This is a genomic window from Gilliamella sp. W8126 (genome assembly GCF_016102185.1).
Classification (GTDB): Bacteria; Pseudomonadota; Gammaproteobacteria; order Enterobacterales; family Orbaceae; genus Gilliamella; species Gilliamella apis_A.
In genome coordinates this window covers 797,656-822,194 of record NZ_JACFPE010000001.1, presented here as the reverse complement: position 1 = coordinate 822,194, position 24,539 = coordinate 797,656, and the positions used below count along the sequence as shown (strand labels likewise).

Here is a 24,539-nt window from a genome sequence, read left to right as displayed (position 1 = left end):
ATTATATCGCTTTGAGTGCTGTTATTACTGCTTCACATTCTGCTTGTGTACCAATCGAAATTCGAATAAAACCATCTTGGCCAATTGATTTGCTTTGATCACGCAAAATAATGCCTTCATTCCATAATTTGCTAAATACCTCTTTATTGCTTTGGAATTTAACACATAAATAATTAGCTTCGCTAGGATAAACTTCTTCAACGATTTCTAAAGCCGAAAGTTGATTCGCTAATTTCTCTTTTTGATTATTGAGATTGATAACATGTAACTTCATGGTATTTATACCATCTTTACTTAATGCTTGGGTTGCTATATCAGCAACCGGTGTTGCTAAAGGATAAGGTGCAATGACTTTCTGTAAAGCATCTATTACTGGTTTATTTGCTAAAGTAAAGCCGCAACGTAGTCCTGCTAGTGCAAAAGCCTTCGATAAAGTTCGTAAAATAACTAAGTGAGGATAATTTGCAAGCCAGCTCACAACGGTTGAATTTGGAGAAAACTCAATATAAGCTTCATCAATAATCACTAAAGCGCGATTTTCAGCTAGTTTAAGTAAAGTTTTAATATCATCTTGGTCTATCATATTACCCGTTGGATTATTAGGTGAACATACATAGATCAATTTAACATTGTCTAGATTTTGTTTAATTCCGTCTAAATCTAGTTGCCAATTAGATTTAGTTTGTACGGTTTTGGTTTTTATACCTAGTGTTTCGGCACTGACTTGATACATACCATAAGTTGGAGGGCAGTAAAGTACTGTATCGGTTTCAGGTTCACAAAAAGCTCGCATTAATAATTCTATTGCTTCATCGGCCCCCCGACTAACAATCACTTGCTCTGGAGTGACACCCGCATATTGCGCATAACGATTAATCACTTGTTCGGGTTGTGCTTCAGGATAGCGGTTTAAGTTTTGCTCAGTTAACTGAAAATTGGGTGCAACAGGGTATTCATTGGCATTTAGCCATACATCACCATTACCACCTATACGCCTAGCTGATTGATAAGGAGTCAACTTTTGTACGTTCTTTCTGACTAATTGATTAATGTCCATTTTATTCACCTATTTTTCAGAATCTGAGTTAAGTTTAGCTAAACGAATAGTTACGGCATTTTTGTGGGCGGTAAGTTGCTCAGCTTGAGCCATTAGCTCAACAGCATTACCGATTGCTTGCAAACCTTCAGTAGTCAATTTTTGTACTGTCATACGTTTTTGAAAATCAGCTAAACCAAGGCTCGAATAAGTAGCTGTATAACCATAAGTAGGTAAAACATGATTAGTACCCGATGCATAGTCACCTGCTGATTCCGGTGACCAATCACCTAAAAATATCGAGCCAGCGCTATTAATTTTATCAACTAATTCATCAACATTTTGCGTTTGAATAATTAAATGTTCCGGTCCATAGCGATTACTAATATTCACACATTCTTCTAAATCTTTAGTAACAATAAGTCGGCTTTCTTGTAAAGCTTTTTCTGCGATCTCTTGGCGTGACAGTTGTGCTAGTTGTTTATCTACTTCAATTGAAACAGCTTGAGCAATTTTTTCATCGGGTGTTAGTAGTACTACTTGAGAGTCTGGACCATGTTCAGCTTGAGAAAGTAGATCAGCGGCAATAAATGCTGGATTAGCAAAACTGTCTGCAATCACCAATACTTCTGAAGGTCCAGCTGGCATATCTATAGCTGCACCATCTAGCCTTTGACTAACTTGACGCTTCGCTTCGGTCACATAGGCATTACCTGGGCCAAATATTTTATCAACTTTTGGTACTGATGCAGTACCTAATGCCATTGCAGCAATTGCTTGTGCACCACCTAGCTGATAAATCTCGCTCACTCCACATAGTTCTGCTGCATATAAAATTTCATCAGCAATAGGTGGTGGTGAACATAAAATTACTTTACGGCAACCAGCAATTTTAGCTGGTATTGCTAGCATCAATACGGTAGATAATAAAGGTGCCGAACCTCCTGGTATATACAGTCCTACCGAATCAATTGGTCTGGTGACTGACTGACATTTGATGCCCGGCATCGTTTCCACAGTTATAGTTTGTCTAACTTGTGCTTGGTGGAATTTTTCGATGTTACTTACAGCTAATTGCATCGCTTGTTTTAATTCTGGTTTAACACGGCTAGTCGCAGTTTTTATTTGATCTTCAGTTAATTTGATTTGCTTAATTTGTACTTTATCAAATTTATTACTTAATTCTTTTAGGGCTTCATCGCCGTTTTGTTTTACTTGAATCAAAATATCTTTAACCGCTTGGCTAATAGTATCAGAAGCAGCTATAGCAGGACGAGTCAGTAATTCTGCTTGTTTTTCTTTAGAACATTGTTGCCAATATGATAGTTTCATTTAATTACTCCATCATTTTTTCAATTGGTAATACAAGGATTGAGCTTGCGCCTAAATCTTTCAATTTTTCCATGGTTTCCCAGAATAATGATTCAGTACTCACCATATGTAGAGCTACCCGATTTTGTTCACCCGTTAATGGTAAAATGGTTGGGTTTTCTGCGCCAGGTAATAATGATACAACTTGATCTAAAACGGCTGTTGGAGCGTGTAACATAATGTATTTGGATTCACGAGCTTGAATTACCCCTTGAATACGCGTCATCACTTTGTCGATTAATGCTTGTTTTGTTGGTGACATTTCACCTTCTCGTTGAATTAAACAAGCTTTCGATTTATAAATTACTTCAATTTCTTGTAGACCATTAGCTTCAAGTGTGGCCCCACTAGATACTAAATCACAAATTACATCTGCAAGGCCTGCTCGTGGTGCAACTTCAACAGAACCATTAAGTAAACAGGTTTTAAAATTGACATTGTATTGTGAAAGATAACGGCGGAGCAGGTGAGGATAAGTGGTTGCAATGCGTAAATTATTTAAACATTCTGGTCCGCTGTAAACAAAATCACGAGGAGCTGCAATTGATAAGCGACAGCCACCAAAATCTAGGCGACGCAAGGTTTTATATTGTGGATTTTCACCTTCGGCTCTTCTATCAAGAACTTCTTCTTCTAACACATTCTCACCGACAATACCAATATCGACAACACCATCAATCACTAGTCCAGGAATATCGTCATCGCGAACTCGTAAAATATCGATTGGCATATTTTCGGCAAAAGCAATTAAGCGTTGTTCTTGCAAATTGATTTTTACGCCACATTGAGCCAATAATTTTTTCGACTCATCGCTTAAACGTCCCGATTTTTGCATTGCTATACGTAAACGTGAATTATCCAACATATTATTCTCCAACTTGTTTAAATAAATTTATAAACCACAAATAAAAAACCCTCGGAAGACTGATCTTCCGAGGGTTCTCTAAATGCTTTTGCGATATCACCGGAAGACCTTTTGTCTTCCAGCACCAATCGCCCGAAGACTATTCAGGAATGATGGTGATGATGATGTTTAGTAACGAAAACACAAAAACAATTCATAAAAAATAAAACCTTTAAATTTAACTGTTGTACAACATATAACACAAATGACTAACTCGCAACTTATTTTTGTCGATTTATTAAAAAAATATAAAAAATTGAAATTTTTTAATTATCTATCTTATTTATTTTTGTCATGTTTAAATAACAGAAATAGATTAAATTATAAAATTTGTTTTAATTGATGGCTGACCTTATATCGGCCATAAATCGAGATTTTTGTTAAGAAAGCATCCAATGCATCATTTTCAAAACAGCTAACTATCATATAACAACCGTCACCAGTAATCTTATAAAACTCAGAAATTTCATTAACAGATTTTACTAATTTTTCAAAAGATTCAAATTGATTTGAGTTCATGTAAATAGTGATAAATTGTAATTGATGTTTTGGTTCTTTAATTGTGAACTTTTCTATAATATGATTATTTAGCAACTCTTGTACACGTTGCCCCACAGCTTGACTTGATAAGAATACCTTCTCGCCGATCTCGCGCCAGGATTGACGACTGTTTTGTCTTAATTCATTTAAGATAGCGTGATCTTTTTTATCCATATTTTCAATTTGAAAGCTGACTGAGGTTTATTACTTCAATTTGCTATGTCATTTAGAGGTTGATTATTTCAAAATAATAACACAAAACATTACAAAGGAGAGCAAAATGACTCAAGCATTGATGATTATTGATGTACAAAATGATTATTTTCCCAATGGAAAATACCCATTAAACAATACCGAACAGACATTGCAATGTACCTTAAAGCTACAAAATTATTTCCGCCAAAAGCAATTACCGATTATTTATATCCAGCACGTTAACCAAGATGCTAATGCTGTTTTCTTTGTTAAAAATAGTTATGGTTGTCAGTTACATCCTAAATTACTTCCTATTCAAGAATATAATGAATTTGTGATTGAAAAGGCTTATCCGAATAGTTTTTATCAAACACAATTACAGCAGAAGTTAAAGCAAGCAGAAATAACCCAGCTGGTCATTTGTGGCATGATGAGTCATATGTGTGTTGATTCTACAATTCGTTGTGCATATGAACTCAATTACCAACCAATTTTAATTCATGATGCTTGTACTACCCGTGATCTTGAATTTAACGGTAATATTATTTCATCGTCAGATGTTCATAATAGCTTTATGTCGGCATTGATGCGATTTGCAACAGTAATGAATATTGAATCATTCATTGAAACAAATTAATAAGTTAAAATACTTTTTCTTAATTTTTGAGGATTAATAAAAAATCCTCATTTTTTGACATAAATATTTATCCGTGATAATCCTAACTGAAAGGAATTTTGTTATAGCTAGTTTTATAAATTGGATTTTATATGGCTCATCCTGCTAATCATATTAATAGTTATATTTTTTTGGGTTTTTCATGCTACCATTTTTTCATGGTATTTATACGTTTTCGTTAATATTTATATTTGTACGGATGCATTGGATTATCAAAACCATTTAATAATGGCATCGAATTACATAGATTTTATCCACATCAAAACACCCTAATTATGACTCAAGTAGATTGGTTACCTTCGCAAACAGAAGCTTTAGAAATTAATTTCTATCGTAAAAGTGTTTTAAGGTGTACTTATATTTATGAGTATAATCAAGATTGGAATGTATCAGTTTTCTATATATTTAATATTAGAGATAGTATCGAAAATGAAAATGACGACGATAATATGCCAATTTATGATCAAACTTTCATTGATATGAATTTAGAAGGGGCACAAAAAGCTTATCAAATAGTAGAAGATTTTATTGAATCATTAATGATAAAAACACAATAAATTTATTTTATATGGTATTAACGTTAACAAAAGGAATAACTTCATAAGGTATTGCAGTTTCTTCTGATAAATTATAAATATTTCCGTATTGCTTTTGCATTAAAAAAGAAAATGATTTTAATATTAAATCAAAATCTTTTTGAAGACTTGTTGGTTGAGCTATGTCTTCTTTATAAAATCTTTGGCATTTTCCTTTCATATCCAAACCTGAAAAGTAAATGTTTCTAAATTTTAACGTTATAGCTAGTTGCAATGCTGTAAATGCAACTGTAGCACTGCCAAATTGGCCATAAGAAATATCAGTTGAAAATCCAATAGTTTTTACTTTTCTTAAAAAAGAACATTTTATAAAAATATTCTTGTAAATTAGGGATTTGATTGTATATCTAACTTTCCTACCTGGTCCTCCCCTAGATTTGCAAAGATCTTTCATTATAAAACACGTGTTTAATAATTTTTCCTTTTCAGAGGGAGTTGCTCTATTAAAAACATTTGGACTAATAAAAGTGTATTTGCTATATGAGGAATATTTAAAAAATAAAGATTTGTTATTTTCGTAATATGAACCATCACAGACAATATAGGCAAAAACAGGTATATTATTATTTTGTAAAAAACCAATACTTCCATTTACAGCTATAATACTCTTTTTGCGTAATATTTTTTCAGGAGTCTTTAATGAAGATGGGCCAGATAAATAAATAATACATTCATCACTAATGTCATTTTTTAATAATTGTAATACTTTGTTCGTTATCTTCATTGTTTTACTCAAAAAATATATTATCTATTATACTAACATTAGAGAAACAAAAATGTAATGTTGCATATATTATTTTAGTTACTAAATATAATATCTTTTAACAAAGAATTGATTATTATAAATAAAATAGCTAATTTACGTTAAGGTTTTATTGACGCTCTAAGTGTTAAATGAATTAATATTATACTTTTTAGTCATAGTAAATTTAAAAATAGGAATAAGCAAACTTGAATGCAGCTTTATTTTATAGAAAATTTGGACTACCAGAACAAGTATTGACACTTGAATATTCAAATAAACCTTTTTTAAAAGAAAATTACATTAGAGTTCAAATGCTATATGCACCAATTAATGCCTCAGATCTTATTCCAATTACTGGCGCTTACCAACATCGTATCACACTGCCGCAAATTGCTGGTTATGAAGGCGTAGGTAAAGTTATAGAAGCTCCACTATCTTATCAACATCTGATAGGAAAACGAGTTTTACCTTTAAGAGGAGGAGGGACGTGGCAGAATTTTGTCGATTTACCGGCAGAATTTGCTATTGAAGTTCCCGATTCAATTAGTGATATTACGGCTGCCAGAGCCTATATTAACCCAGTTGCAGCATGGTTAATGCTGAAACATTATTCGCCACAAGGAAAGCATATTTTAGTTACTGCCGCGGGATCGGATTGCGCAAAATTGTTATGTAACTGGGCAATAAAATTTGCAGCTTTATCTGTTACAGTTATCTGTCGTTCTGATAATCATGCTCAATATTATAATAAACATACAATTAAACATATAAAGCAAGATGATAAGCAAACTATCGAATATTTTGCCAGACAAGCTGATATTGTTTTTGATGCTGTTGGTGGTGAGCTTGCCGAAACAATTTTGGCGCATATGCCTGAGTCAAGTGAATTTGTCTCTTATGGTCTGCTTTCAGGTGCTTTTTTTCAACCTAAAAAACGATTACCAAAAGTTCATTGGTTTCATATTCGTCACTATTTAAAGCAAATAAGTCAAAATCAGTGGCTAAAGATGTTTGATGACATATGGCCCATACTAGATGCAAATGATTTAAATGTAGCAAATTTATTTGAATTTAATGATTGGCTAGAAGCAATAAAAACTTATCGGCACCCCCTATAGAAACAATAAACCATTATTAATATTTGATTAAATCATCGATGTTTTAATATTTATTAATTAATAGGATTTAAATATTTATGCTATTTACCCAAGTCGCAAATTATTACCACTTAGAACTCGATGTTTGATTGACTTTTTAATTATTGAATTAAAAAATTTACAATGGTGAAAATTGATAAATAAAATATTTACTTAATATATGTAAGTGGATATTATTGTTTAAGTTTTATATCGTCAATTACTATAAAATGCACAAACTTTGATTTAATTTAGAATAGTTGTCATAAGGAATATGAAATGGGTATATTTTCTCGTTTTTTTGCTAAAAAAACAGAATCAAAACAGATGGATAATTCGATTGTCCCAAATCCTGATATTGAAAATGCCATTAGCGTAAGTATTGTATTTAGCGGTGCGCTTAATATTAATAACGATGAATTATTAGCAAAACTTAAATCGATTGATCCGACCATAAAAGATATTCGATATGAAACTCCGTTCGGACAACTTGAAGAAGGTATGTGTATTTTAGTAAGTTGGGGTAAACATGTTATTAGAGTATTTGGTCTTAATGCTCCTTATCCTAAAGCTGTATTAGAAACATGTGTTGCACCAGCAAGTTATAGTCAAGAAATAAAACAACAAGTTTATGAAAGTGATAGTCATTTATTATTATATTATGTCGGCTATGAACAAAATGTATTAGAGCAATACTTAGCTTTAACTCGTTTAGCGGTATGCTTTGAACAATTTAATGCGTTAGCAGTAATTAATGAGGATGCCCATACTTCATTACCAGTTAACTTTATTAATTCACTAGCTTCGGAAAAAGATGGTTTAACCACTTTAGGGGAGTGTTTACCTTTGTTGTTTTGTGGTTTTGTTAAATATGAGATAGAAAATATTAAAGGGATTTGGATGCGTACTTATGGTGCTAATAAATTTGGTTTACCTAATTTTGCTGCATTAGCCAATAGTTATGAAGAAAGTGAATATTATTTTGATATGTTTAGTAACATTTTAAATTATTTGCGACAAAGTCAAGCAATAATGAATCCTGGCGATACCATGGAAATGGGGGATAATCGTATGATGTCATTACGAGCGCCTCAAGATGATGAGTATTTCTTAAAAGATCAGGGTGATCTTTTAGTAATTGAAATTAATAACTAATTTTATATTATTCGAGTTTTAGGAAAGGTAATAAATATTTGGCTTTACCTTTCCTAAATACTTAGCATCTTATTGTTGAATCGTTTGTGGATATTTTTTACCAGCTAAAACACTAAATCGCCCAGTTCCTAATAATGCCAAACTAAAAGCGGTTAATGACATAAAAGCTGGATACTCCCAACCACCACCAGGATTGGTAAATGACCAACCATTAGTCCAATGTACAATGGTTATTATTGCTAGTTGAAAAAAAGCAATTAGCGCTACTGCACGGGTTAAAATACCGAGTAACAATAGTGCGCCACCACCAATTTCAAAAACGATAACGATATAAGAAAAAAAGCTAGGAAAGCCAAGAGTATGAAAATACTCTGCGGTACCTTCTGGGGTTAGAACAAGTAGTTTGGTAAAACCATGGGCTAAAAACATCATACCTAAAGCAATTCGTAATACAAATGCAGCTACATCAGTTTGATATTCTTTCATTTTGGTTTCCTATATTAAGTTAGCAAAATAACAATAATGAAACTCATAAAGATTTCTTAAAAACGTTATTACTCTTTTAAAACATAGGATACTGCAATTAAGATTGTCTCACAGTTAACAATCAATAGTAAAGTAATAGACAATTATCATCAATTTTTATAACTGAAAATTAAGATGATATAAGTATAATTTGCTTATGTTTGTGAATAGAAAAAATAGCAGTGCGACGAGTCGTCGCACCGTTATTGCTTACTTATTGTTGGTGTCGAATAGACTTAAATCTTTCTGTTGTCTGAGTTAATGCTGTTTCTGTAGGCAAACGTTCCATTGAACTTGCGCCGTAAAAACCATTACAATCAGGACAATTTTGTAAAATATATTCTGCATCTTCAGGGGATGAAATAGGTCCGCCATGGCAAAGTATAATAATATCTGGACGAATTGCTTTAGCTGCTTTAGCCCATTGATTGATTAAAGGTACACAATCCGCAAGTTTTAATGCGGTTTGGGCGCCAATACTACCACCGGTGGTTAAGCCCATATGTGGAACTAAAATATCCGCTCCAGCTTTGGTCATATCAATAGCATCTTGCTCACTAAATACATATGGTGTAGTTAACAGATCTTTTTCATGTGCTTTGCGAATCATCTCAACTTCTAACGCATAGCCCATACCTGTTTCTTCAAGATTAGCTCTAAAATTACCATCAATTAAACCGACAGTAGGGAAGTTTTGTACGCCAGCAAAACCGGTAGCTTTAATTTGATCTAAAAACTGATCAAATTGGCAGAAAGGATCGGTGCCATTTACACCAGCTAAAACAGGAGTATGTTTTACAACCGGTAATACTTCTTTTGCCATATCCATAACAATTTCATTGGCATTGCCATAAGCTAATAAGCCAGCTAGCGATCCGCGACCCGCCATACGATAACGACCAGAATTGTAAATTACAATCAGATCAATACCACCAGCTTCTTCGCATTTCGCCGATAATCCTGTACCAGCTCCTCCACCGATGATTGGTTGACCTTTAGCAATCATATCATGGAATTTTTTTAATAATTGAGCACGTTTACTACTCATAATTTTCTCCATTATTTAATTATATTTTTAAATTCGTTAATAACTAAATTACAAAATTCTGGTGAATTAATATGATGCGAGGTTTTTATTAACCGTCGTTTTTCAGTTTGAATAAAGACTTTTTCAAACTCATCTATGAAAGCTTGATCCGCTTTCGGTGACCAAAAATCCCCATTTTCAATATCAAGTGCAGAAAAACCACTTTCAGGAATAATAAAAACGACTTCACCTTGACATTTATTTAGTTTAGTAGCGATCCAATTTGCCATGATTTTATTCTCTTCTGGCGTGGTTCGCATTAAAGTAACTTGTGGATTATGAGGATAAAACAGACGATCTCGATATTTTTCTGGAATAGTATCTGGGCTACCGAAATTAACCATATCAAGGGCACCACATGATCCAATATATGGAACTTGACTTCTTGCAATGGCTTCAAATCGATCTTCATCACAAGCAAGTACTCCATCAAATAGATGATCACAAACTTCAGTGGTCGTAATATCAAGTACACCTTTTAATAAATGGCTATCAGCTAATTTTTCCATTGCCTTACCGCCACTACCCGTTGCATGAAAAACTAAGCAATCGTATTTATCATTTAATTTTGCTGAAAGTGATTGAACACACGGGGTAGTAACACCGAACATGGTTAATCCAATTGCTGGCTTATCTTCAACTTGTTCTTGCGTTTTAAATAACACTGAACCTGCGATAGAATTAGCTGCATTGGCGAGTACTTTTCTTGAGATAACATTTACGCCAGCAATATCTGTAACGGAATAGAGCATGGCAATATCACTTGCACCGATATATCCTGATATATCACCTGAAGCCATAGTTGAAACCATCAACTTTGGTACGCCAATAGGCAGTGCTTGCATAGCTGGAGTGATTAATGCGGTACCACCCGAACCACCTAAACCGAGTATAGCGTCAACATCATTTTGCGCTATTAAAAATTGTTTAAATGCATTAGCCATTGCAACGATAGCCTTTCCTCTATCGGTGACAAAAACAGCTTTTTCACCCTCGGGATGATATTTAGCAACAGTGCTAGCACTAATATCAGCAATGTGATTAAAAGAATGTGGTTGCTTAGTGGAGATATCAACGATTTTACTTTCAACATTTCTTTTACTAAGTAAATGTTTGACGTAAACAATCTCTTCTCCTTTTGTGTCTAGTGTCGCGACCAAGTAAACCATATTATGCGATGCCATTTATTTCTCCTTAACAGATAAAATAGAACTCGATACTTCTTACTCAACTATCAGCGATTACTACTTTGACGATTATAAGCTAAAAATGAGACATTAGTCTCATTTTTTTTAAATTTTTTTAAAAATTTTTTTAATATTATAGTTATGTTAAAAAAAGTTGTATAATTTACAAAAGTTTACTAATTGGCAATAAATAAAAATATGAATATAGATAGCTTAATGATTTCTAAGAAATATTCTGGAGCCAAAAAAAGAACTTACGATCGTCTTATCGAAACTGCGATTGAGGCTTTAGAGCAGGGTAAAGAGATATCTATCACTGAATTATCAGATAGAACAGGTATTTCTAGAGCTACTGCTTATCGCTATTTTCCGACTAAAACCGATTTAATATCAGCGGCTGTTGAACAATCACTTAGTCCAATATTCTTATGGCAATCAGATAAAGAAAATGTCGAAGATCGGATAAATGATTTTTTAGCTTTTGCTTTGCCACAAATGTTAAAACATGAGGGAACATTACGTGCAGCTTTAAGCCTCTCTTTAAAACAATGGGCAGATGAACGGTCACAATTAACTGAAAAGACTAAAAAACTTGTGCGAGGTAATCGTAAGGAAATTCTTACCAATTTATTACAGCCACTCAAAGCACAATTATCTGATGAGCTTTTTGATAAAGTTATCTACTCAATTTCAATCATATATGGTTCTGAAATATTCATGGTGTTAAAAGATATTTGGAACTTTGACAGTGAACAAGTAATAGATCTTTCACAATGGATTGTTAAAGCTATCATTAATCAAGCTAAACAAGAAGTGCAAGATGAATCGAATACTGAATCTTGATTGTTCTAAATTCGGTTAAAATTTTTTAATTACATTTTAGCAATAGTTTTAACTAAAATTATAACTTATATTTAAAATACAGTAAGTTATGATACGCTAGTTTAATTTATGCATTAAGTATAAATAAGTCTAATACAGAGTAATCTTAAATTTCCTCTTTTCGATAACAATATTTAACCTATTATCAATTTTAATCTTAATTAGAATAATAAATACAGTGTCTTATTAGGTAAGTTTAAAAATATTTTTAATAACAGCATTCAATTCATTAGAAACTTTAAAGTCTTGTAGCGCAATTTACCATTATTTTCTTAAATAAAAACCAATATTAGTTTGCCAACCTTTTGATGGTTTTAATGTTATTCGTTTGTTAAAAAAGTGATTAAAAACTTAATCCAACATTTAATAAACTTTTTAAAAGCTCGCTTATTCTTTCACAGTAGTAAACAATTTAGTTTATCAGGTGATTTAACATTAATGATCGGATAATAAATAAAAAAGACACTGCTAGATTAGATAGTGTCTTTTTATGATAATTGAAGTTAGTAAAGAAAATAATTAAATTGTATGCCAAATACTTTTATATTTGAAAGGTTAATTTTCAAATTAGTGGTATTGAACAGATTGCTGACTTTGCTCATCGTGAACTAAGAATAAACAAGTATCGCTGGTTAAAACGGCTTGTTCTATACGTTGTTTATCTTGCTCATTAAGATCGTTAATACAAGCAACCACATAACTACAGGTTTTACTTTGTAATGCCTTTTCAATAGTCGAGACTAAATTATTATTAGTTAGGTTAGCTAAATGTACGACTTTTTGTTTATCAAGCCCAGCAATATTCAGCCATGAACGTTTTAACATTGGACGATCTGATAGCCATAATTGCCATTTCTTTTCTTTATTGAACGAACGTAATAAAGGTCTCTGCTGTTGCAACACTTGTTGAAAAGGTGTTTCAAAATTGATAGCCATAAGTTGTGGTGATGAATGTTCAATAAGCATAATAATCTCTACACTGTTTGTTTATACAGTGTATATTAATACAGTATTTTGAGGTTGTAAATACCGTTTTGCTCATTTTTTATATTATTATAGTGTAATATATCTTCATGAACGAAAATATTGATAGGTCAAAATCCCTAAAAACGTCATTAATACTGAACCTGCAACATGAATAGCGATGGTAGTTAATCCCCAACCAATACGTCCTTCTTGAAGAAAATTGACAATCTCAGCTGAAAAGGTGGAGAAAGTCGATAATCCACCACAAAAACCAGTAATTATTAACAATCTCCATTCAGAAGATAGGGTAGAGTGATTAAAAAAGGCAATGGCGAAACCAATAATATAACCAGCAATTAAATTAGCAACTAATGTCCCTAACGGAATAGTAAAAGCAATCACATTTAACTTTAACGATAAAAACCAGCGTAATAAACCACCAGCAACTGAACCGACCGAAATTGCTAAAATAAGTTTTAACATAAATGGTAAACCTTTAAATCATTAATTAACCATGATCATATCAGTAGACTAATAAAATGGGTATCTTTTTGCTGAGTAAATTATTTCATTTATTAGCTAGGCTAACCAAAATCATTTGATTGTAATCATTATTATTTTTTATTGGTTTGCGTTAAAATAGCTGATAATAATGATGAATTATAAAGGTTAAAATAATGTTTACAGGAATCGTTCAAGGTGTTGGTCAAATTATTGATATCATCGATCAAGATAAATTACGTACTTATAAGGTAAAATTACCAGCAAAATTAACACCGAATATCGAAATTGGTGCATCCATTGCTAACGACGGATGTTGTTTAACCGTGACCGATTTTAAAGATGATTGGGTTACTTTTGATATTATGCAAGAAACGTTAGCCTTAACAACTCTCGGTAGTAAAAAGTTAAATGATTTGGTAAATATTGAACGAAGTGCAAAATATGGTGATGAAATTGGTGGTCATGTAATGTCAGGTCATGTATCTTGCCGAGCCACCATTATTGACATCCAAAAAACAGCAACTAACTGTCAAATGACGTTAGCCATGCCAGAAAAATTTATGAAATATGTTTTATATAAAGGTTTTATTGGTATAGATGGTGCAAGTTTAACGGTAGGAGAAGTAAAAGATAATCAATTTAATATCCATCTAATTCCTGAAACATTAGCGATTACCTCTCTAGATAGTAAAAAAATTGGTGATGAAGTAAATATTGAAATTGATTCACAAACTCAAGCTATCGTTGATACGGTGGAAAGGGTATTAGCAACGAAAAAATAAAGTTAAGCTAATTTGTACCTAAATTGGCTGATAGTGTACTGATTGTTAGTTAATAATGGTTTATTGTTAAACATTCATACGTTAATAAAAAAGGAAACAACATGTTTATAGCAAAACACTTTAAACCATTATTATTAAGCTTGGCGATGCTTGCACCTTTTAATTGTTTAGCCGATCAATTAAAATTAATCATTCCAGAATTAGCTAAAGATGGATTTACTAGTAAATTTATTTCCAATCAATTTGGTTGTACTGGCGATAACATCTCACCGCAAATTGAATGGCAGAATGTTCCAACTAATGCTAAAAGTTTAGTATTGACCATGTATGATCCTGATGCACCGACGGGATCCGGTTGGTGGCATTGGCAGGTGGTAAATATTCCTGTGCAAAGCCAACTTATTACTGAATCAGCTGGTAATCAACCTAAATTATTACCTAAAGGTAGTCAATTAATTCGCAATGACTATGGTACGATTAATTATGGTGGTCCATGCCCACCGGAAAACAGCAATCACCGTTATCAGTTTACACTTTATGCTCTTGATATTGACCGTATTGATGTGACTGATCAAACAACACCCGCGATGATAGGATTTATTGCAAATGCACATCAAATAGCCAAAACAAGTATCACTTATCATTACACTCGTTAGGCAATAATTAATAGGTTAGACTAAATTGGATTTTAAATTAATCGGGCAGATTATTCATATTACTCAACATGGTAACCATAAGTTAAAATATATTGAAAACAGTCAGCCGTTACTGGTATATGTTATTAGTGGTGAAAAATTAGTTGAGTGGAATGGTGAAACACTTAGTGTTAAAGCAGGGCAGATTATTGCTATTCCTGCGAATACCATTTTGAATATGACTAATTTGTCGATTAATAATACACCTTACCAAGCAATATGTTTTAGTTGGTATGATGAATTACTAAATCAATTTGCATCTTCTAATAAACAAATTATTCCTAAACCCCTTAAAAAGATTAAAGTCGAAACTGATTTAAGAGATAATTTTATTAATCGTTTATCACAAATAGAATCTGAATTGATAAATAGCTCAGTGAACGATTCTAGGATGAATTTGATGTTAGTTAAACATCTATTTTTAGAATTATTAATCAGGTTATCCTCAATAGGCATTGTTTTTAAAGCCAATAATAACACTAGCATCAGTTACCAGATAAGACAAATGATTAGCCAACAACCTGATAAAAAATGGAAACTAAGAGTTATCGCTGATCAATTTGCAATGAGCGAATCAACTTTAAGGCGTTATTTAGCTCGAGAAGGGCAAAATTTATCACAAATTATTTTAGATGTACGTTTAAATTATGGGTTGGTCTTATTACAAACTACCCAAAAATCAATATTAACTATTGCTCAATCAGTTGGTTATGATAGTGGTTCTCGCTTTACCCATTATTTTAAAAAACGCTTTGGCATTTCGCCTAAGATGTTACGTTCTGAATAAGTTTCTATCTCAATACCCACCAATTATTGGTTATCTACATTAAAACAAATACCCCATCTTAAGCTTGATATTCAGTCAATCTCATTATTTTACATTGATTAAGATCACATTCTATTCCAGATTAATCTGGAAAAAAATGTAATCGTCTTATTTATTTAACTAACTATACTTTAAATCATCAAGTTATGAATGTATTGCAACAACAATTAGAAAAAGGAGTTGAGTAATGGAACGACAAATCAAATTACTTAAACTACTTTTTAGCCAATCGGAATTTAAACCGGCTGCTTTTTTTAGTTCAAAATTATCAATTTCAACTAAAACTGTATATTACGATATTGAAAAACTAAATGAACAGTTAATAACGGTACCGAATACGGATATTCGAATCGAAAAGTCTCCCCGTAAAGGGCTAATGCTAGTAGGTGAAAAAACGGATGTTGAGCCGATTATTAGCTATTTAGAACAAAAAAATAGTCATAGCTATTTCAATCAAAAATCACGACGCTTAAGTCCTGAATACCGTCGATTAGATATCGTCAAACGCTGTTTACTTAAAAGCGAATCAGTATCATTGGAACAATTATCTGATGATTATTTAGTCAGTAAAACATCGTTACACAAAGATATTGAATTTATTAATCGGGCTCTTGAGCAAGAAAATATTCTATTAAATGTCACTCATAAAGGAATTTGTATTGACGGTAATGAAAATCAAATTCAACGAGCGATTAAACATTTCTTATCTTTGTATATTCATAAACAAGATGATTATTATCTCAATCAATTGATGAAATCATTTATTGGCGATAACTCTTTTGAACAGATAACTCAGTTATTATTTGAACGTTTTGAATCAGTAGTTTTACAATCTTCAGAGCATTATTTATCTTCATTACTGATATCCATCACCATTCAGCTAAAAAGATTGTGTTTAGGTTATTCAATTCCTGAAGAGAGTGATTTCTTATTTAATCATATCCGATATATGCAATCTTATTTGATTGCCTCTGAACTGGCTAAAACGTTAGAGTTAACTTTTACTGTGACATTTTCGACCAATGATATTAAATACCTAAGTAAATTGTTTTTTGCTCATCGTATTATTGATGAAAATGTCATTGTTGATGATAGTTTTTATGAGCAAATTATTCGTAGAATTATCAAAAAAATAGGCGATATTGAAAGTGTCGATCTCTCTGGTGATGGCAAATTATTTCACTCATTATTGTCGCATTTTCCACCGATGATTACTCGGTTACAAAAGCAAATTCGTATTATTAATCCAATATTAGATGAAATAAAACAGGAATATTCGAAATTATTTAGTGTGTTATGGTATGCACTTTCAGACTTAGAACGTAAATTTGATATTCATTTAAATGATCATGAAATTTCATTTTTATTGATTCATTTCCAAATAGCCTTAGATAAAGCTGCTGATGCCAATAACATCGTTATTATATGTCAATATGGATGTTCATCATCAAATTTAATCTTAAATAAAGTCCGCAAATTTTTGCCATCTAAAGATAATATTGAAGTGTATTCTGTGGCTAAACTGAATTCGACTAAGCTTAGTAATGTCGACTTGATCATCACCACTCTGGATATCAAAAATATTAATAAACCGATGGTCAAAATATCATCTTTGTTGAACAAACAAGACTATCAAAATATTATTCAAGCTTACGCTAACTATGTCTTGAATAAACAATCCGATTTTTCAGACAAAGGTAATTATTACCCATCTACCGCCAAATTTGTCAATGCGGATTTAATTGAATTAAATGTTGATATTCAACATAAAAGTGACTGCCTTAATTTGCTGATAAGTAAGTTAGAAGATAAAGGCTTAGTGACCAGAAACTATCGTGACTCAGTTTTATATCGAGAAGAAATTGGCGACACTTCAATCGAAAACGGTATTGCTTTACCGCATGGCTCGCCAATGTTTGTTATTAAATCGAGTATCTCAATTATGACCCTCAAACGACCAATAAAATGGGGCATGATTGATGTCAGTATTATTATTATGGTTAGTCTTTCCGAAGACAATATCAATAGCATTAATGATGTTTTTACCGAAATTTATGAAATTGTTTCAAATAAACAAGTAATTTCATCCTTAAAAAATCTCACAAATTTTAAACAACTTAAACAATTTTTGGATAATCAAAGAGGAATCAAGAATGTACTTTGATCAACATTTATGCCTATTTAACATTGAGGCAAAAACCAAAGAAGAGATCTTAACCACAATGGCACAAATGTTATTGTCACATGGCATTGTTAAACAAGATTATTTAACAGGTATTTTAGAAAGAGAACAGCAATACCCTACTGGTTTATTAGTTAATTCGATTGGTTTTGCAATTCCCCACACCGATTCCTCAAAAGTGAATCAATCGCAAATTTGTTTTGCATCACTAAAAAATCCGGTGATTTTTTCTGGTATGACCGATGATAAAGAGCAAATACCGGTCAAATTTATTTTCATGTTAGCAATGAAAGAGCCACATGAACAAGTTGAGAATTTACAAAATTTAATCGGCTTATTTCAAAATGAGGAGCAAATAAAATTATTAGAACAATGTCAATCAACTAACGAATTTATCTCTATTTTAAATAGCGCTGGTGTTAAATAGGATGGATTATTTTTATTAAGGAGTTACAAATGGATAGTGTCATTAATATTTTTCAATGGCTAATAAATTTAGGTGGGGTCGTTTTTTTACCTATCATCATTTTTATTATCGCCTTGTTTTTCAGAGTTAGCTTTTCCAAAGCGATGATGTCTGGTATTACCGTCGGTATTGGTATTGTCGGTCTTGGTTTAGTTATTGGTTTATTATCAGATACGTTAGGTGTTGCGATTCAAAAAATGGGTGAGCAATATGGAACGTCATTAAGCATCATGGATATTGGTTGTGGAGTAGGTGGCCCGTTAGCATTCTCAACCACATTGGGATTATTACTCATTCCTGCTTCATTAATTATTAACTTTTTATTTATTTCACTCGGTTGGACTAGAACGTTAAACGTTGATATCTGGAACTTCTGGTTTGCAATTTTCCTCGGCTTAGTGGCTTATTCAGTAACCGGTGAATATTGGGTTGGTATTATTGGTTGTATCACTGCAGTAATGTTGCAATGGTTTTTAGCTGATCTTTTACAAAAACCAATTAGTTCCTTCTTTGGATATCCGGGTATTGCCGTTACTCACCTTATGGCATTATCAGGGGCAATTGTTGCAATTCCATTAAATTGGATATTTGACCGCATTCCAGGACTAAATAAATTAAATGCTGATTCAGAAACATTAACCAAACGATTTGGGATTTTCGGTGATACAGTGGTAATTGGTTTAATCATCGGTATTGTTGTTGGCATCTTAGCTAATTACGATGTTCCACAAATTGGTAAATTAGCGATTTCAACTGCTGCAATCATGAAAATTATGCCGAAAATGGTGGCAATGTTTATGGAAGGCTTACTTCCAGTTGCTGATGCTGCTCGTGAATTTACCAGTAAAAAACTCAATGGCAAACAAGTTAACATCGGCATGGATGCTGCGTTAACTGTTGGTCATCCTGCGGTAATGGCAACTGCGTTAATTATGGTACCTGTTTCATTATTATTAGCCTTAATTTTACCGGGTAATAAAGTACTACCTTTTGGTGATTTAGCTTTCTATGCCTTTGGCATCTGTTTAATGGTACCGTTTTTCAAAGGGAATATTATTCGTTCAATTTTAGGCGGCACCATCTATTTGGTCGTCTGCTTATATATGGCAACATGGCTTGCTCCAGTTATTACTGATGTATTCCATTTGGCTAATTACGATGTAGGTACTGCTGGTATTGTTACTGTCATTTTATGTGGATTATGGCCAGTAACCTTATTCGTACTGTTGTTAACTCAGCTTGGTTTTATTGGTCTAATTGGTTTAGCGTTAGTTATTCTTTGCTTGCTTATCTATATCAACAAAATCAAAAAAATTGAAATGTATTAAAAGGGAATAATAATATGAAAAATTTACTTATCATGTGTGGTGCAGGGCATGCAACTTCGACTATCGCAGTAAGCAAAGTTAATAAATGGCTTAGTGATGAAAAATTAACAGATCAGGTAAAAATTTATCAATCTAAGATTGCTGATGAACTTAATAAGATTGACTCTTATGATGTGGTTGTAAGCACAACTATTGTACCTGATTCAATTAAAGCAAAAGTAATTAATGGGTTACCACTACTTACTGGTGTTGGATTAAATGAATTTTTTGCTGAATTGAAAAAGCGTTTAGCTATTTAATTTAAATTCAACTTTAAGTTTTGATAATGATCGCCTCATTTATTTTGTGAAGCTTAGCTACAAAGTAGATGGGGCTATAATAAGGAATAAACTATTATGAATATTATTCATCATGCCATTGAAATCAACACGATTGCAGGTAGGCATTCATACCACGATATTACTGAGCAATTAAAACAGTTTGTAAAGCAATCCAATATCCAAAATGGTCAATTAACGATAGCTACTAGCCATACAACATGTTCACTTTTTTTTGAAGAATGTATGCACGATACTAATTTTTTTGGTGATGAATTTCTGCAAGTTGATATCAACAATACATTAGAAAAAATTGCTCCACGGATGACCAGCGAAAATCAATATAACTCACCGGGTCCAAAGCATGTTGAATTTGGTTTAAGTCTTAGTGATCCTAATTATCCAGCTGAAAAATGGGTTATGTTAAATACCGATGCTCATATCAAATCATCACTGTTTGGTAATTTTTCAATAGTATTAATTATCAAAGATGGTCAGCCATTATTAGGGCAGTTAGGACGAATTTATTTTGTCGATTGGGATGCACTACGTGAAAGAAAACGTAATGTGAATTTTATGCTGATGGGTCGTTAATAAAAGGAGATAATAATGATACTGTCTCCATCACTATTTAATTCTGATCTTTATCAGATCAAAGAAACTCTAGAAAATCTACAAACTTTAGGTATTCGCCAACTACATATTGATGTAATGGATAATCATTATGTACCCAATCTAGGCTTTAATGCTAGTTTTGTTAAAAATCTAAAAGCGCATACTGATTTTATTTTAGATTGCCATCTAATGGTTGAAAAACCTGAATTAGCCATAGTTGATTTTATTGATGCTAAAGCTGATATTATTACCTTTCATTATGAAGCAACGGCGCATCATTCATATATTATTAATAAAATTAAAAATAGTAATATTAAAGTCGGTATAGCTATAAACCCTTGTACACCAGTTGAAAATCTGAAGCTGTTATTACCTCAGGTCGATCAGGTTTTAGTCATGACGGTCAATCCTGGCCAAAAAAATGAAAGTTTTTTACCTTTTACGTTACCAAAAATAGAACAATTGAAAAGTATAAAACAAATCGGTAATTATCATTACGATATTCAGGTTGATGGCAATATTAGCGATCAAAACATATCTTCATGTGTTACGGCTGGCGCAAACAGTATCGTATCGGGGGGATTTATCTTTAACAATAATCCGCTTGAAAGCAACATAGAAAGATTAAAAGCGGCAATCAAATAGGGAAATAATAATGGATACCAAAGATGTATTATCAAAAATATTAACTGAAATATCAGCACAAGTAAGCTCCATCAATGAGGAACAACTTAGCCAATTTAAAAATGCCATTATTGCAGCAAAACACATCTTTCTTGCTGGGACCGGTCGCTCTGGGTTAATGATTGGGGCATTTGCTAATCGATTAATGCATTTGGGCTTGAATGTTAGCTTGATAACTGAAATTAGTAAACCAAAAGCAAATGTCGGTGATTTATTAATTTTAGGATCGAGTTCCGGTGAAACCAAAAGCTTAATTGCTTATGCTAATCAAGCAAAAGCACTTGGCGTTAAAATAATACTATTTACTACCAATGGTAACTCTAGCTTAGCTAAGTTAGCGGATAATATTGTGGCAATTCCAATAAAAGTGCTTGAACTAAATCAACCGATGGGCAGTACGTTTGAACAACTATCATTACTCACTTATGACAGCATTGTTTACAGTCTAATGACAGAATTGCAACAGACGCCAGAATTAATGAAAAACCGTCATGCTAATATTGAATAGAATGCAAACTAAACTTACACCCTTGAGATAAAATTCTACTTATTACAGTAGTTCCAATCTTAAATGAGAACGATAAATATTTCATTATTAAATGTGAGCCAAAAAATTTTGAGGAAAGCACTTTTTTGAAGCAAAAAATTTGAGGAGAGGGGCTTTTTAGGTTATGAAATTCTTAATTATATAACAAAACACCGTTAATTTATCTTATCGATTTAATTAACGGTGCTGATTTATTGGTCTATAGCTATAAATGTAAACTATCGATTATACTTAATTAGCTGCTTTTAAATAATGAGCAATTTGTGCAATATCATTTGGAGTTGTTTGACAGCAGCCACCAATCAATTTGGCCCCTAACTTGATCCAGACTGGCAATTGATTATCAAAGGTACAATTATGTTGATGATCTTTGTGCCATTGTTTAGTGGTTGGATCATATTGCTCGCCTGAATTAGGATAAACAATTAAGGGTTTCGCCGTGAGTGTTTGTAATTCAGTTAATGCTAGAGAGACCTTTTCTAAGGCAATGCAATTAATACCGATACTAACCACCTGATCAATCTGATTTAGATAATCAATCACTTCGACAAGTGGAGTTCCATCACTAAGGTGATTGGCATCTTTTAACGTTAACGAAAACCATGCTGTCATTGTTGGATATTGTTGTAGCAATTTAGCTAACGCTTTTATTTCAACAAAGTTGGGTAGGGTTTCACAAGCTAAAATATCAACTTTTGCTTCAATGAGTGCTTGCATTCTGGCCTGATGAAAATCAATAAACTCATTTTCACTAAGTTGATAATTACCAGTATATTCTGAACCGTCTGCCAAATAGGCTCCGTAGGGCCCTACCGAACCAGCGATAACTAATAACTTATCTGACTTAATTTGATCTAGATATTGCTGCTTGGCTTGTTGAGCTAGTGCTACACTTTGTTTTATCAAATTTATTGATTCGGCAAGTGATATCCCTTTTGGGGCAAAACCTAATGGTGTCGCTTGATAGCTAGCGGTAATAGCACAATCCGCCCCTGCATTAAAATAGTCATAATGAACTTGTCTAATTAGATCGGGTTGATCAATTAATACTTTAGCTGACCATAAGCTATCATTAAGATCACAACCACGGCGCTGAAGCTCACTTGCTAAAGCACCATCAATAATTACGTAGTTATTTTGGTTTAATAACTGCGAGAGAGGATTTTCTTTTGACATTATCGATTTACTCGTTGTTGATAAGCTCGGGTAATATGATAGGCGATATAGCAAACCACTACAAATGGAATACCACAATAAAGGGCAATCCGTTGTTCAGGATCGAAAGCCAGTCCAATACAAGCAATTAAACATAATATAAACCCTAAAATTGGCACTAATGGATAAAGTGGGGCTTTATATTTTAGTGATTGTATTTCAGATGTTGAGAGTTGTTTTCTAAAAAAGTAATGTGAAGCACAAATACTTAACCAAACAGCAACAACGGCAAATCCTGAAATTGCCGTTAAGCCTACAAATACAGTATCGGGAGCAATAACACTGGAGAACAAAGCTAATAATCCTCCAATCATACTAACGGCAATAGCAGTAGTTGGAATACCTTTTGGATTTAATTTACCAAAGCATTTTGGCAATGTACCTTGATTAGATAGCGACCATAACATGCGACCAGATGCATATAATCCAGAGTTAGCTGCGGATAAAATAGCAGTTAAAATGACAAAATTCATAATGTCAGCAGCATAAGGAATTCCGATACTTTCAAATACTTCAACAAATGGACTTTTAATAACGCCAGCTTGTTCCATTGGTAATAGGGCTGCTAACACAAAAATAGTACCAACAAAAAAGATAATCAATCGTAGGATAGTCGTTTTGATGGCTAGTGGAATGGTTTTTTCCGGTTGATGGGTTTCGCCAGCGGCTATACCGATAAGTTCTGTTCCTGAAAATGCGAAATTCACTGATACCATGGTCATTACAATAGGAATAATACCATTAGGAAACCAGCCATGTTCGGTAATATTGTGCAAAAATGGAGCAGGTAGGTTATTTTTCATTGGAATAAACCCAAAGATAGCCGCACTACCAGCGATGATAAATACAATAATAGTAATTACTTTAATAATAGAAAACCAAAATTCACTTTCGGCAAAAAATTGTGCGGTAATAATATTTAATAAGAAAATCACTACACAGAAAACTAAGCACCAAACCCAAACTGATACTTGTGGGAACCAATATTGCATACATAAACCTGCAGCAGTAAAACTTGAGCCTAATGCCACAGTCCAGGTTAACCAATAGAGCCAAGCAACAGTATAGCCGATTGCAGGACTAATAAATTTTGAAGCATAAGTATGAAATGCGCCAGTTTCAGGCATCGCAACGGCCAGCTCTCCCAAGCAAAGCATAACTAAATAGACAACAATTGCACCAATCAAATAAGCAATAATAGCACCAATGGCGCCAGCAGTAGCGATGATATACCCAGTATTAAAAAATAATCCAGTTCCAATAACACCACCTAGTGATAACATGATTAAGTGGCGTGTCTTCATTGACCGTTTAAATTGATTTTCAGGCACAGCAGAAGAGTTTTTGTTCATATAATTTTTGACTCATTAAATTGTT

27 protein-coding genes and 1 other annotated feature are annotated in these 24,539 nt (G+C 32.8%); of the genes, 15 read left to right on the top strand and 12 right to left on the bottom strand.

Going from position 1 to position 24,539, the window contains the following annotated elements:
• Window position 1: 1 nt before the first annotated feature.
• The 4 genes from hisC to H3S74_RS03835 form a co-directional block, all read right to left on the bottom strand.
• Complete coding sequence (hisC, locus tag H3S74_RS03850; protein WP_232354827.1) at window positions 2-1,057, bottom strand: histidinol-phosphate transaminase; 1,056 nt, start codon at window positions 1,055-1,057, stop codon at window positions 2-4.
• Between the two features lie 9 nt (window positions 1,058-1,066).
• Window positions 1,067-2,368: a histidinol dehydrogenase gene (hisD, locus tag H3S74_RS03845; RefSeq protein ID WP_198247263.1), complete on the bottom strand. Its 1,302-nt coding sequence runs from the start codon at window positions 2,366-2,368 to the stop codon at window positions 1,067-1,069.
• 4 nt (window positions 2,369-2,372) lie between these two features.
• Window positions 2,373-3,272, bottom strand: coding sequence for an ATP phosphoribosyltransferase (hisG, locus tag H3S74_RS03840; protein WP_198247262.1), 900 nt, complete (start codon window positions 3,270-3,272; stop codon window positions 2,373-2,375).
• Between the two features lie 39 nt (window positions 3,273-3,311).
• Window positions 3,312-3,437 (bottom strand) — a sequence feature (His leader region).
• 195 nt (window positions 3,438-3,632) lie between these two features.
• Window positions 3,633-4,025 (bottom strand): Lrp/AsnC family transcriptional regulator, encoded by a 393-nt coding sequence (locus H3S74_RS03835; RefSeq protein ID WP_065613034.1) that lies wholly within the window; start codon window positions 4,023-4,025, stop codon window positions 3,633-3,635.
• 106 nt (window positions 4,026-4,131) lie between these two features.
• Here H3S74_RS03835 and H3S74_RS03830 point away from each other — a divergent pair, with 106 nt between their 5' ends.
• Window positions 4,132-4,683: a cysteine hydrolase family protein gene (locus H3S74_RS03830; RefSeq protein WP_198247261.1), complete on the top strand. Its 552-nt coding sequence runs from the start codon at window positions 4,132-4,134 to the stop codon at window positions 4,681-4,683.
• A 314-nt stretch (window positions 4,684-4,997) separates the two neighbouring features.
• Window positions 4,998-5,279 (top strand): hypothetical protein, encoded by a 282-nt coding sequence (locus H3S74_RS03825; RefSeq protein WP_146208320.1) that lies wholly within the window; start codon window positions 4,998-5,000, stop codon window positions 5,277-5,279.
• A 7-nt stretch (window positions 5,280-5,286) separates the two neighbouring features.
• Here H3S74_RS03825 and waaZ read toward each other — a convergent pair whose 3' ends face one another.
• Entirely contained in the window at window positions 5,287-6,042 is a 756-nt protein-coding gene (waaZ, locus tag H3S74_RS03820) for a 3-deoxy-D-manno-oct-2-ulosonate III transferase WaaZ (protein ID WP_198247260.1), read from the bottom strand.
• Between the two features lie 227 nt (window positions 6,043-6,269).
• Between waaZ and H3S74_RS03815 the strand changes: the two genes are divergently transcribed.
• The gene (locus tag H3S74_RS03815; RefSeq protein WP_198247259.1) at window positions 6,270-7,181 is read left to right on the top strand and encodes a zinc-dependent alcohol dehydrogenase family protein; all 912 of its coding nucleotides are present in this window, start codon (window positions 6,270-6,272) and stop codon (window positions 7,179-7,181) included.
• A gap of 297 nt (window positions 7,182-7,478) precedes the next feature.
• Complete coding sequence (locus H3S74_RS03810; RefSeq protein WP_198247258.1) at window positions 7,479-8,354, top strand: DUF4261 domain-containing protein; 876 nt, start codon at window positions 7,479-7,481, stop codon at window positions 8,352-8,354.
• Window positions 8,355-8,423: 69 nt separating this feature from the next.
• Here H3S74_RS03810 and H3S74_RS03805 read toward each other — a convergent pair whose 3' ends face one another.
• From H3S74_RS03805 to H3S74_RS03795, 3 genes are all read right to left on the bottom strand, one after another.
• Window positions 8,424-8,840: a DoxX family protein gene (locus H3S74_RS03805; RefSeq protein WP_110447771.1), complete on the bottom strand. Its 417-nt coding sequence runs from the start codon at window positions 8,838-8,840 to the stop codon at window positions 8,424-8,426.
• A 253-nt stretch (window positions 8,841-9,093) separates the two neighbouring features.
• A complete protein-coding gene (locus H3S74_RS03800) occupies window positions 9,094-9,927 on the bottom strand; it encodes a phosphoenolpyruvate hydrolase family protein (protein WP_086364579.1) in 834 nt (277 codons plus the stop codon).
• An 11-nt stretch (window positions 9,928-9,938) separates the two neighbouring features.
• Complete coding sequence (locus H3S74_RS03795; RefSeq protein WP_198247257.1) at window positions 9,939-11,150, bottom strand: Tm-1-like ATP-binding domain-containing protein; 1,212 nt, start codon at window positions 11,148-11,150, stop codon at window positions 9,939-9,941.
• 219 nt (window positions 11,151-11,369) lie between these two features.
• Between H3S74_RS03795 and H3S74_RS03790 the strand changes: the two genes are divergently transcribed.
• Entirely contained in the window at window positions 11,370-11,996 is a 627-nt protein-coding gene (locus H3S74_RS03790; protein ID WP_198220331.1) for a TetR/AcrR family transcriptional regulator, read from the top strand.
• 606 nt (window positions 11,997-12,602) lie between these two features.
• On the opposite strand, the gene H3S74_RS03785 is transcribed toward H3S74_RS03790, so the two are convergent.
• Entirely contained in the window at window positions 12,603-13,001 is a 399-nt protein-coding gene (locus tag H3S74_RS03785) for a cell division inhibitor SulA (RefSeq protein WP_110447774.1), read from the bottom strand.
• 105 nt (window positions 13,002-13,106) lie between these two features.
• The gene (gene crcB / locus H3S74_RS03780; protein ID WP_086357986.1) at window positions 13,107-13,484 is read right to left on the bottom strand and encodes a fluoride efflux transporter CrcB; all 378 of its coding nucleotides are present in this window, start codon (window positions 13,482-13,484) and stop codon (window positions 13,107-13,109) included.
• A gap of 194 nt (window positions 13,485-13,678) precedes the next feature.
• Between crcB and H3S74_RS03775 the strand changes: the two genes are divergently transcribed.
• From H3S74_RS03775 to hxlB, 10 genes are all read left to right on the top strand, one after another.
• Entirely contained in the window at window positions 13,679-14,287 is a 609-nt protein-coding gene (locus H3S74_RS03775; RefSeq protein WP_110447775.1) for a riboflavin synthase subunit alpha, read from the top strand.
• 101 nt (window positions 14,288-14,388) lie between these two features.
• Window positions 14,389-14,943: a YbhB/YbcL family Raf kinase inhibitor-like protein gene (locus tag H3S74_RS03770; protein ID WP_198200015.1), complete on the top strand. Its 555-nt coding sequence runs from the start codon at window positions 14,389-14,391 to the stop codon at window positions 14,941-14,943.
• Window positions 14,944-14,968: 25 nt separating this feature from the next.
• Window positions 14,969-15,769, top strand: a complete 801-nt coding sequence (locus H3S74_RS03765) for an AraC family transcriptional regulator (RefSeq protein WP_110447777.1) — start codon at window positions 14,969-14,971, stop codon at window positions 15,767-15,769.
• 226 nt (window positions 15,770-15,995) lie between these two features.
• The gene (locus H3S74_RS03760; RefSeq protein WP_198247256.1) at window positions 15,996-17,972 is read left to right on the top strand and encodes a transcription antiterminator; all 1,977 of its coding nucleotides are present in this window, start codon (window positions 15,996-15,998) and stop codon (window positions 17,970-17,972) included.
• Complete coding sequence (locus tag H3S74_RS03755; RefSeq protein ID WP_086364284.1) at window positions 17,962-18,417, top strand: PTS sugar transporter subunit IIA; 456 nt, start codon at window positions 17,962-17,964, stop codon at window positions 18,415-18,417. The genes H3S74_RS03760 and H3S74_RS03755 overlap by 11 nt, the downstream gene beginning before the upstream one ends.
• Window positions 18,418-18,446: 29 nt before the next feature.
• Window positions 18,447-19,784 carry a PTS galactitol transporter subunit IIC gene (locus H3S74_RS03750; RefSeq protein ID WP_086364285.1) on the top strand — a complete coding sequence of 446 codons (1,338 nt, stop codon included), beginning with the start codon at window positions 18,447-18,449 and terminating at the stop codon, window positions 19,782-19,784.
• Between the two features lie 14 nt (window positions 19,785-19,798).
• Window positions 19,799-20,083 (top strand): PTS sugar transporter subunit IIB, encoded by a 285-nt coding sequence (locus tag H3S74_RS03745; protein WP_034901958.1) that lies wholly within the window; start codon window positions 19,799-19,801, stop codon window positions 20,081-20,083.
• Between the two features lie 96 nt (window positions 20,084-20,179).
• Window positions 20,180-20,695: a YjbQ family protein gene (locus H3S74_RS03740; protein WP_198247255.1), complete on the top strand. Its 516-nt coding sequence runs from the start codon at window positions 20,180-20,182 to the stop codon at window positions 20,693-20,695.
• A 15-nt stretch (window positions 20,696-20,710) separates the two neighbouring features.
• Window positions 20,711-21,361, top strand: a complete 651-nt coding sequence (locus tag H3S74_RS03735) for a ribulose-phosphate 3-epimerase (protein ID WP_198247254.1) — start codon at window positions 20,711-20,713, stop codon at window positions 21,359-21,361.
• A 10-nt stretch (window positions 21,362-21,371) separates the two neighbouring features.
• A complete protein-coding gene (gene hxlB, locus H3S74_RS03730; protein ID WP_086360713.1) occupies window positions 21,372-21,908 on the top strand; it encodes a 6-phospho-3-hexuloisomerase in 537 nt (178 codons plus the stop codon).
• A gap of 270 nt (window positions 21,909-22,178) precedes the next feature.
• Here hxlB and mmuM read toward each other — a convergent pair whose 3' ends face one another.
• Window positions 22,179-23,123, bottom strand: coding sequence for a homocysteine S-methyltransferase (mmuM, locus tag H3S74_RS03725; RefSeq protein ID WP_198247253.1), 945 nt, complete (start codon window positions 23,121-23,123; stop codon window positions 22,179-22,181).
• Window positions 23,123-24,514 carry an S-methylmethionine permease gene (gene mmuP, locus H3S74_RS03720; protein WP_198247252.1) on the bottom strand — a complete coding sequence of 464 codons (1,392 nt, stop codon included), beginning with the start codon at window positions 24,512-24,514 and terminating at the stop codon, window positions 23,123-23,125. The genes mmuM and mmuP overlap by 1 nt, the downstream gene beginning before the upstream one ends.
• Window positions 24,515-24,539 lie beyond the last annotated feature (25 nt).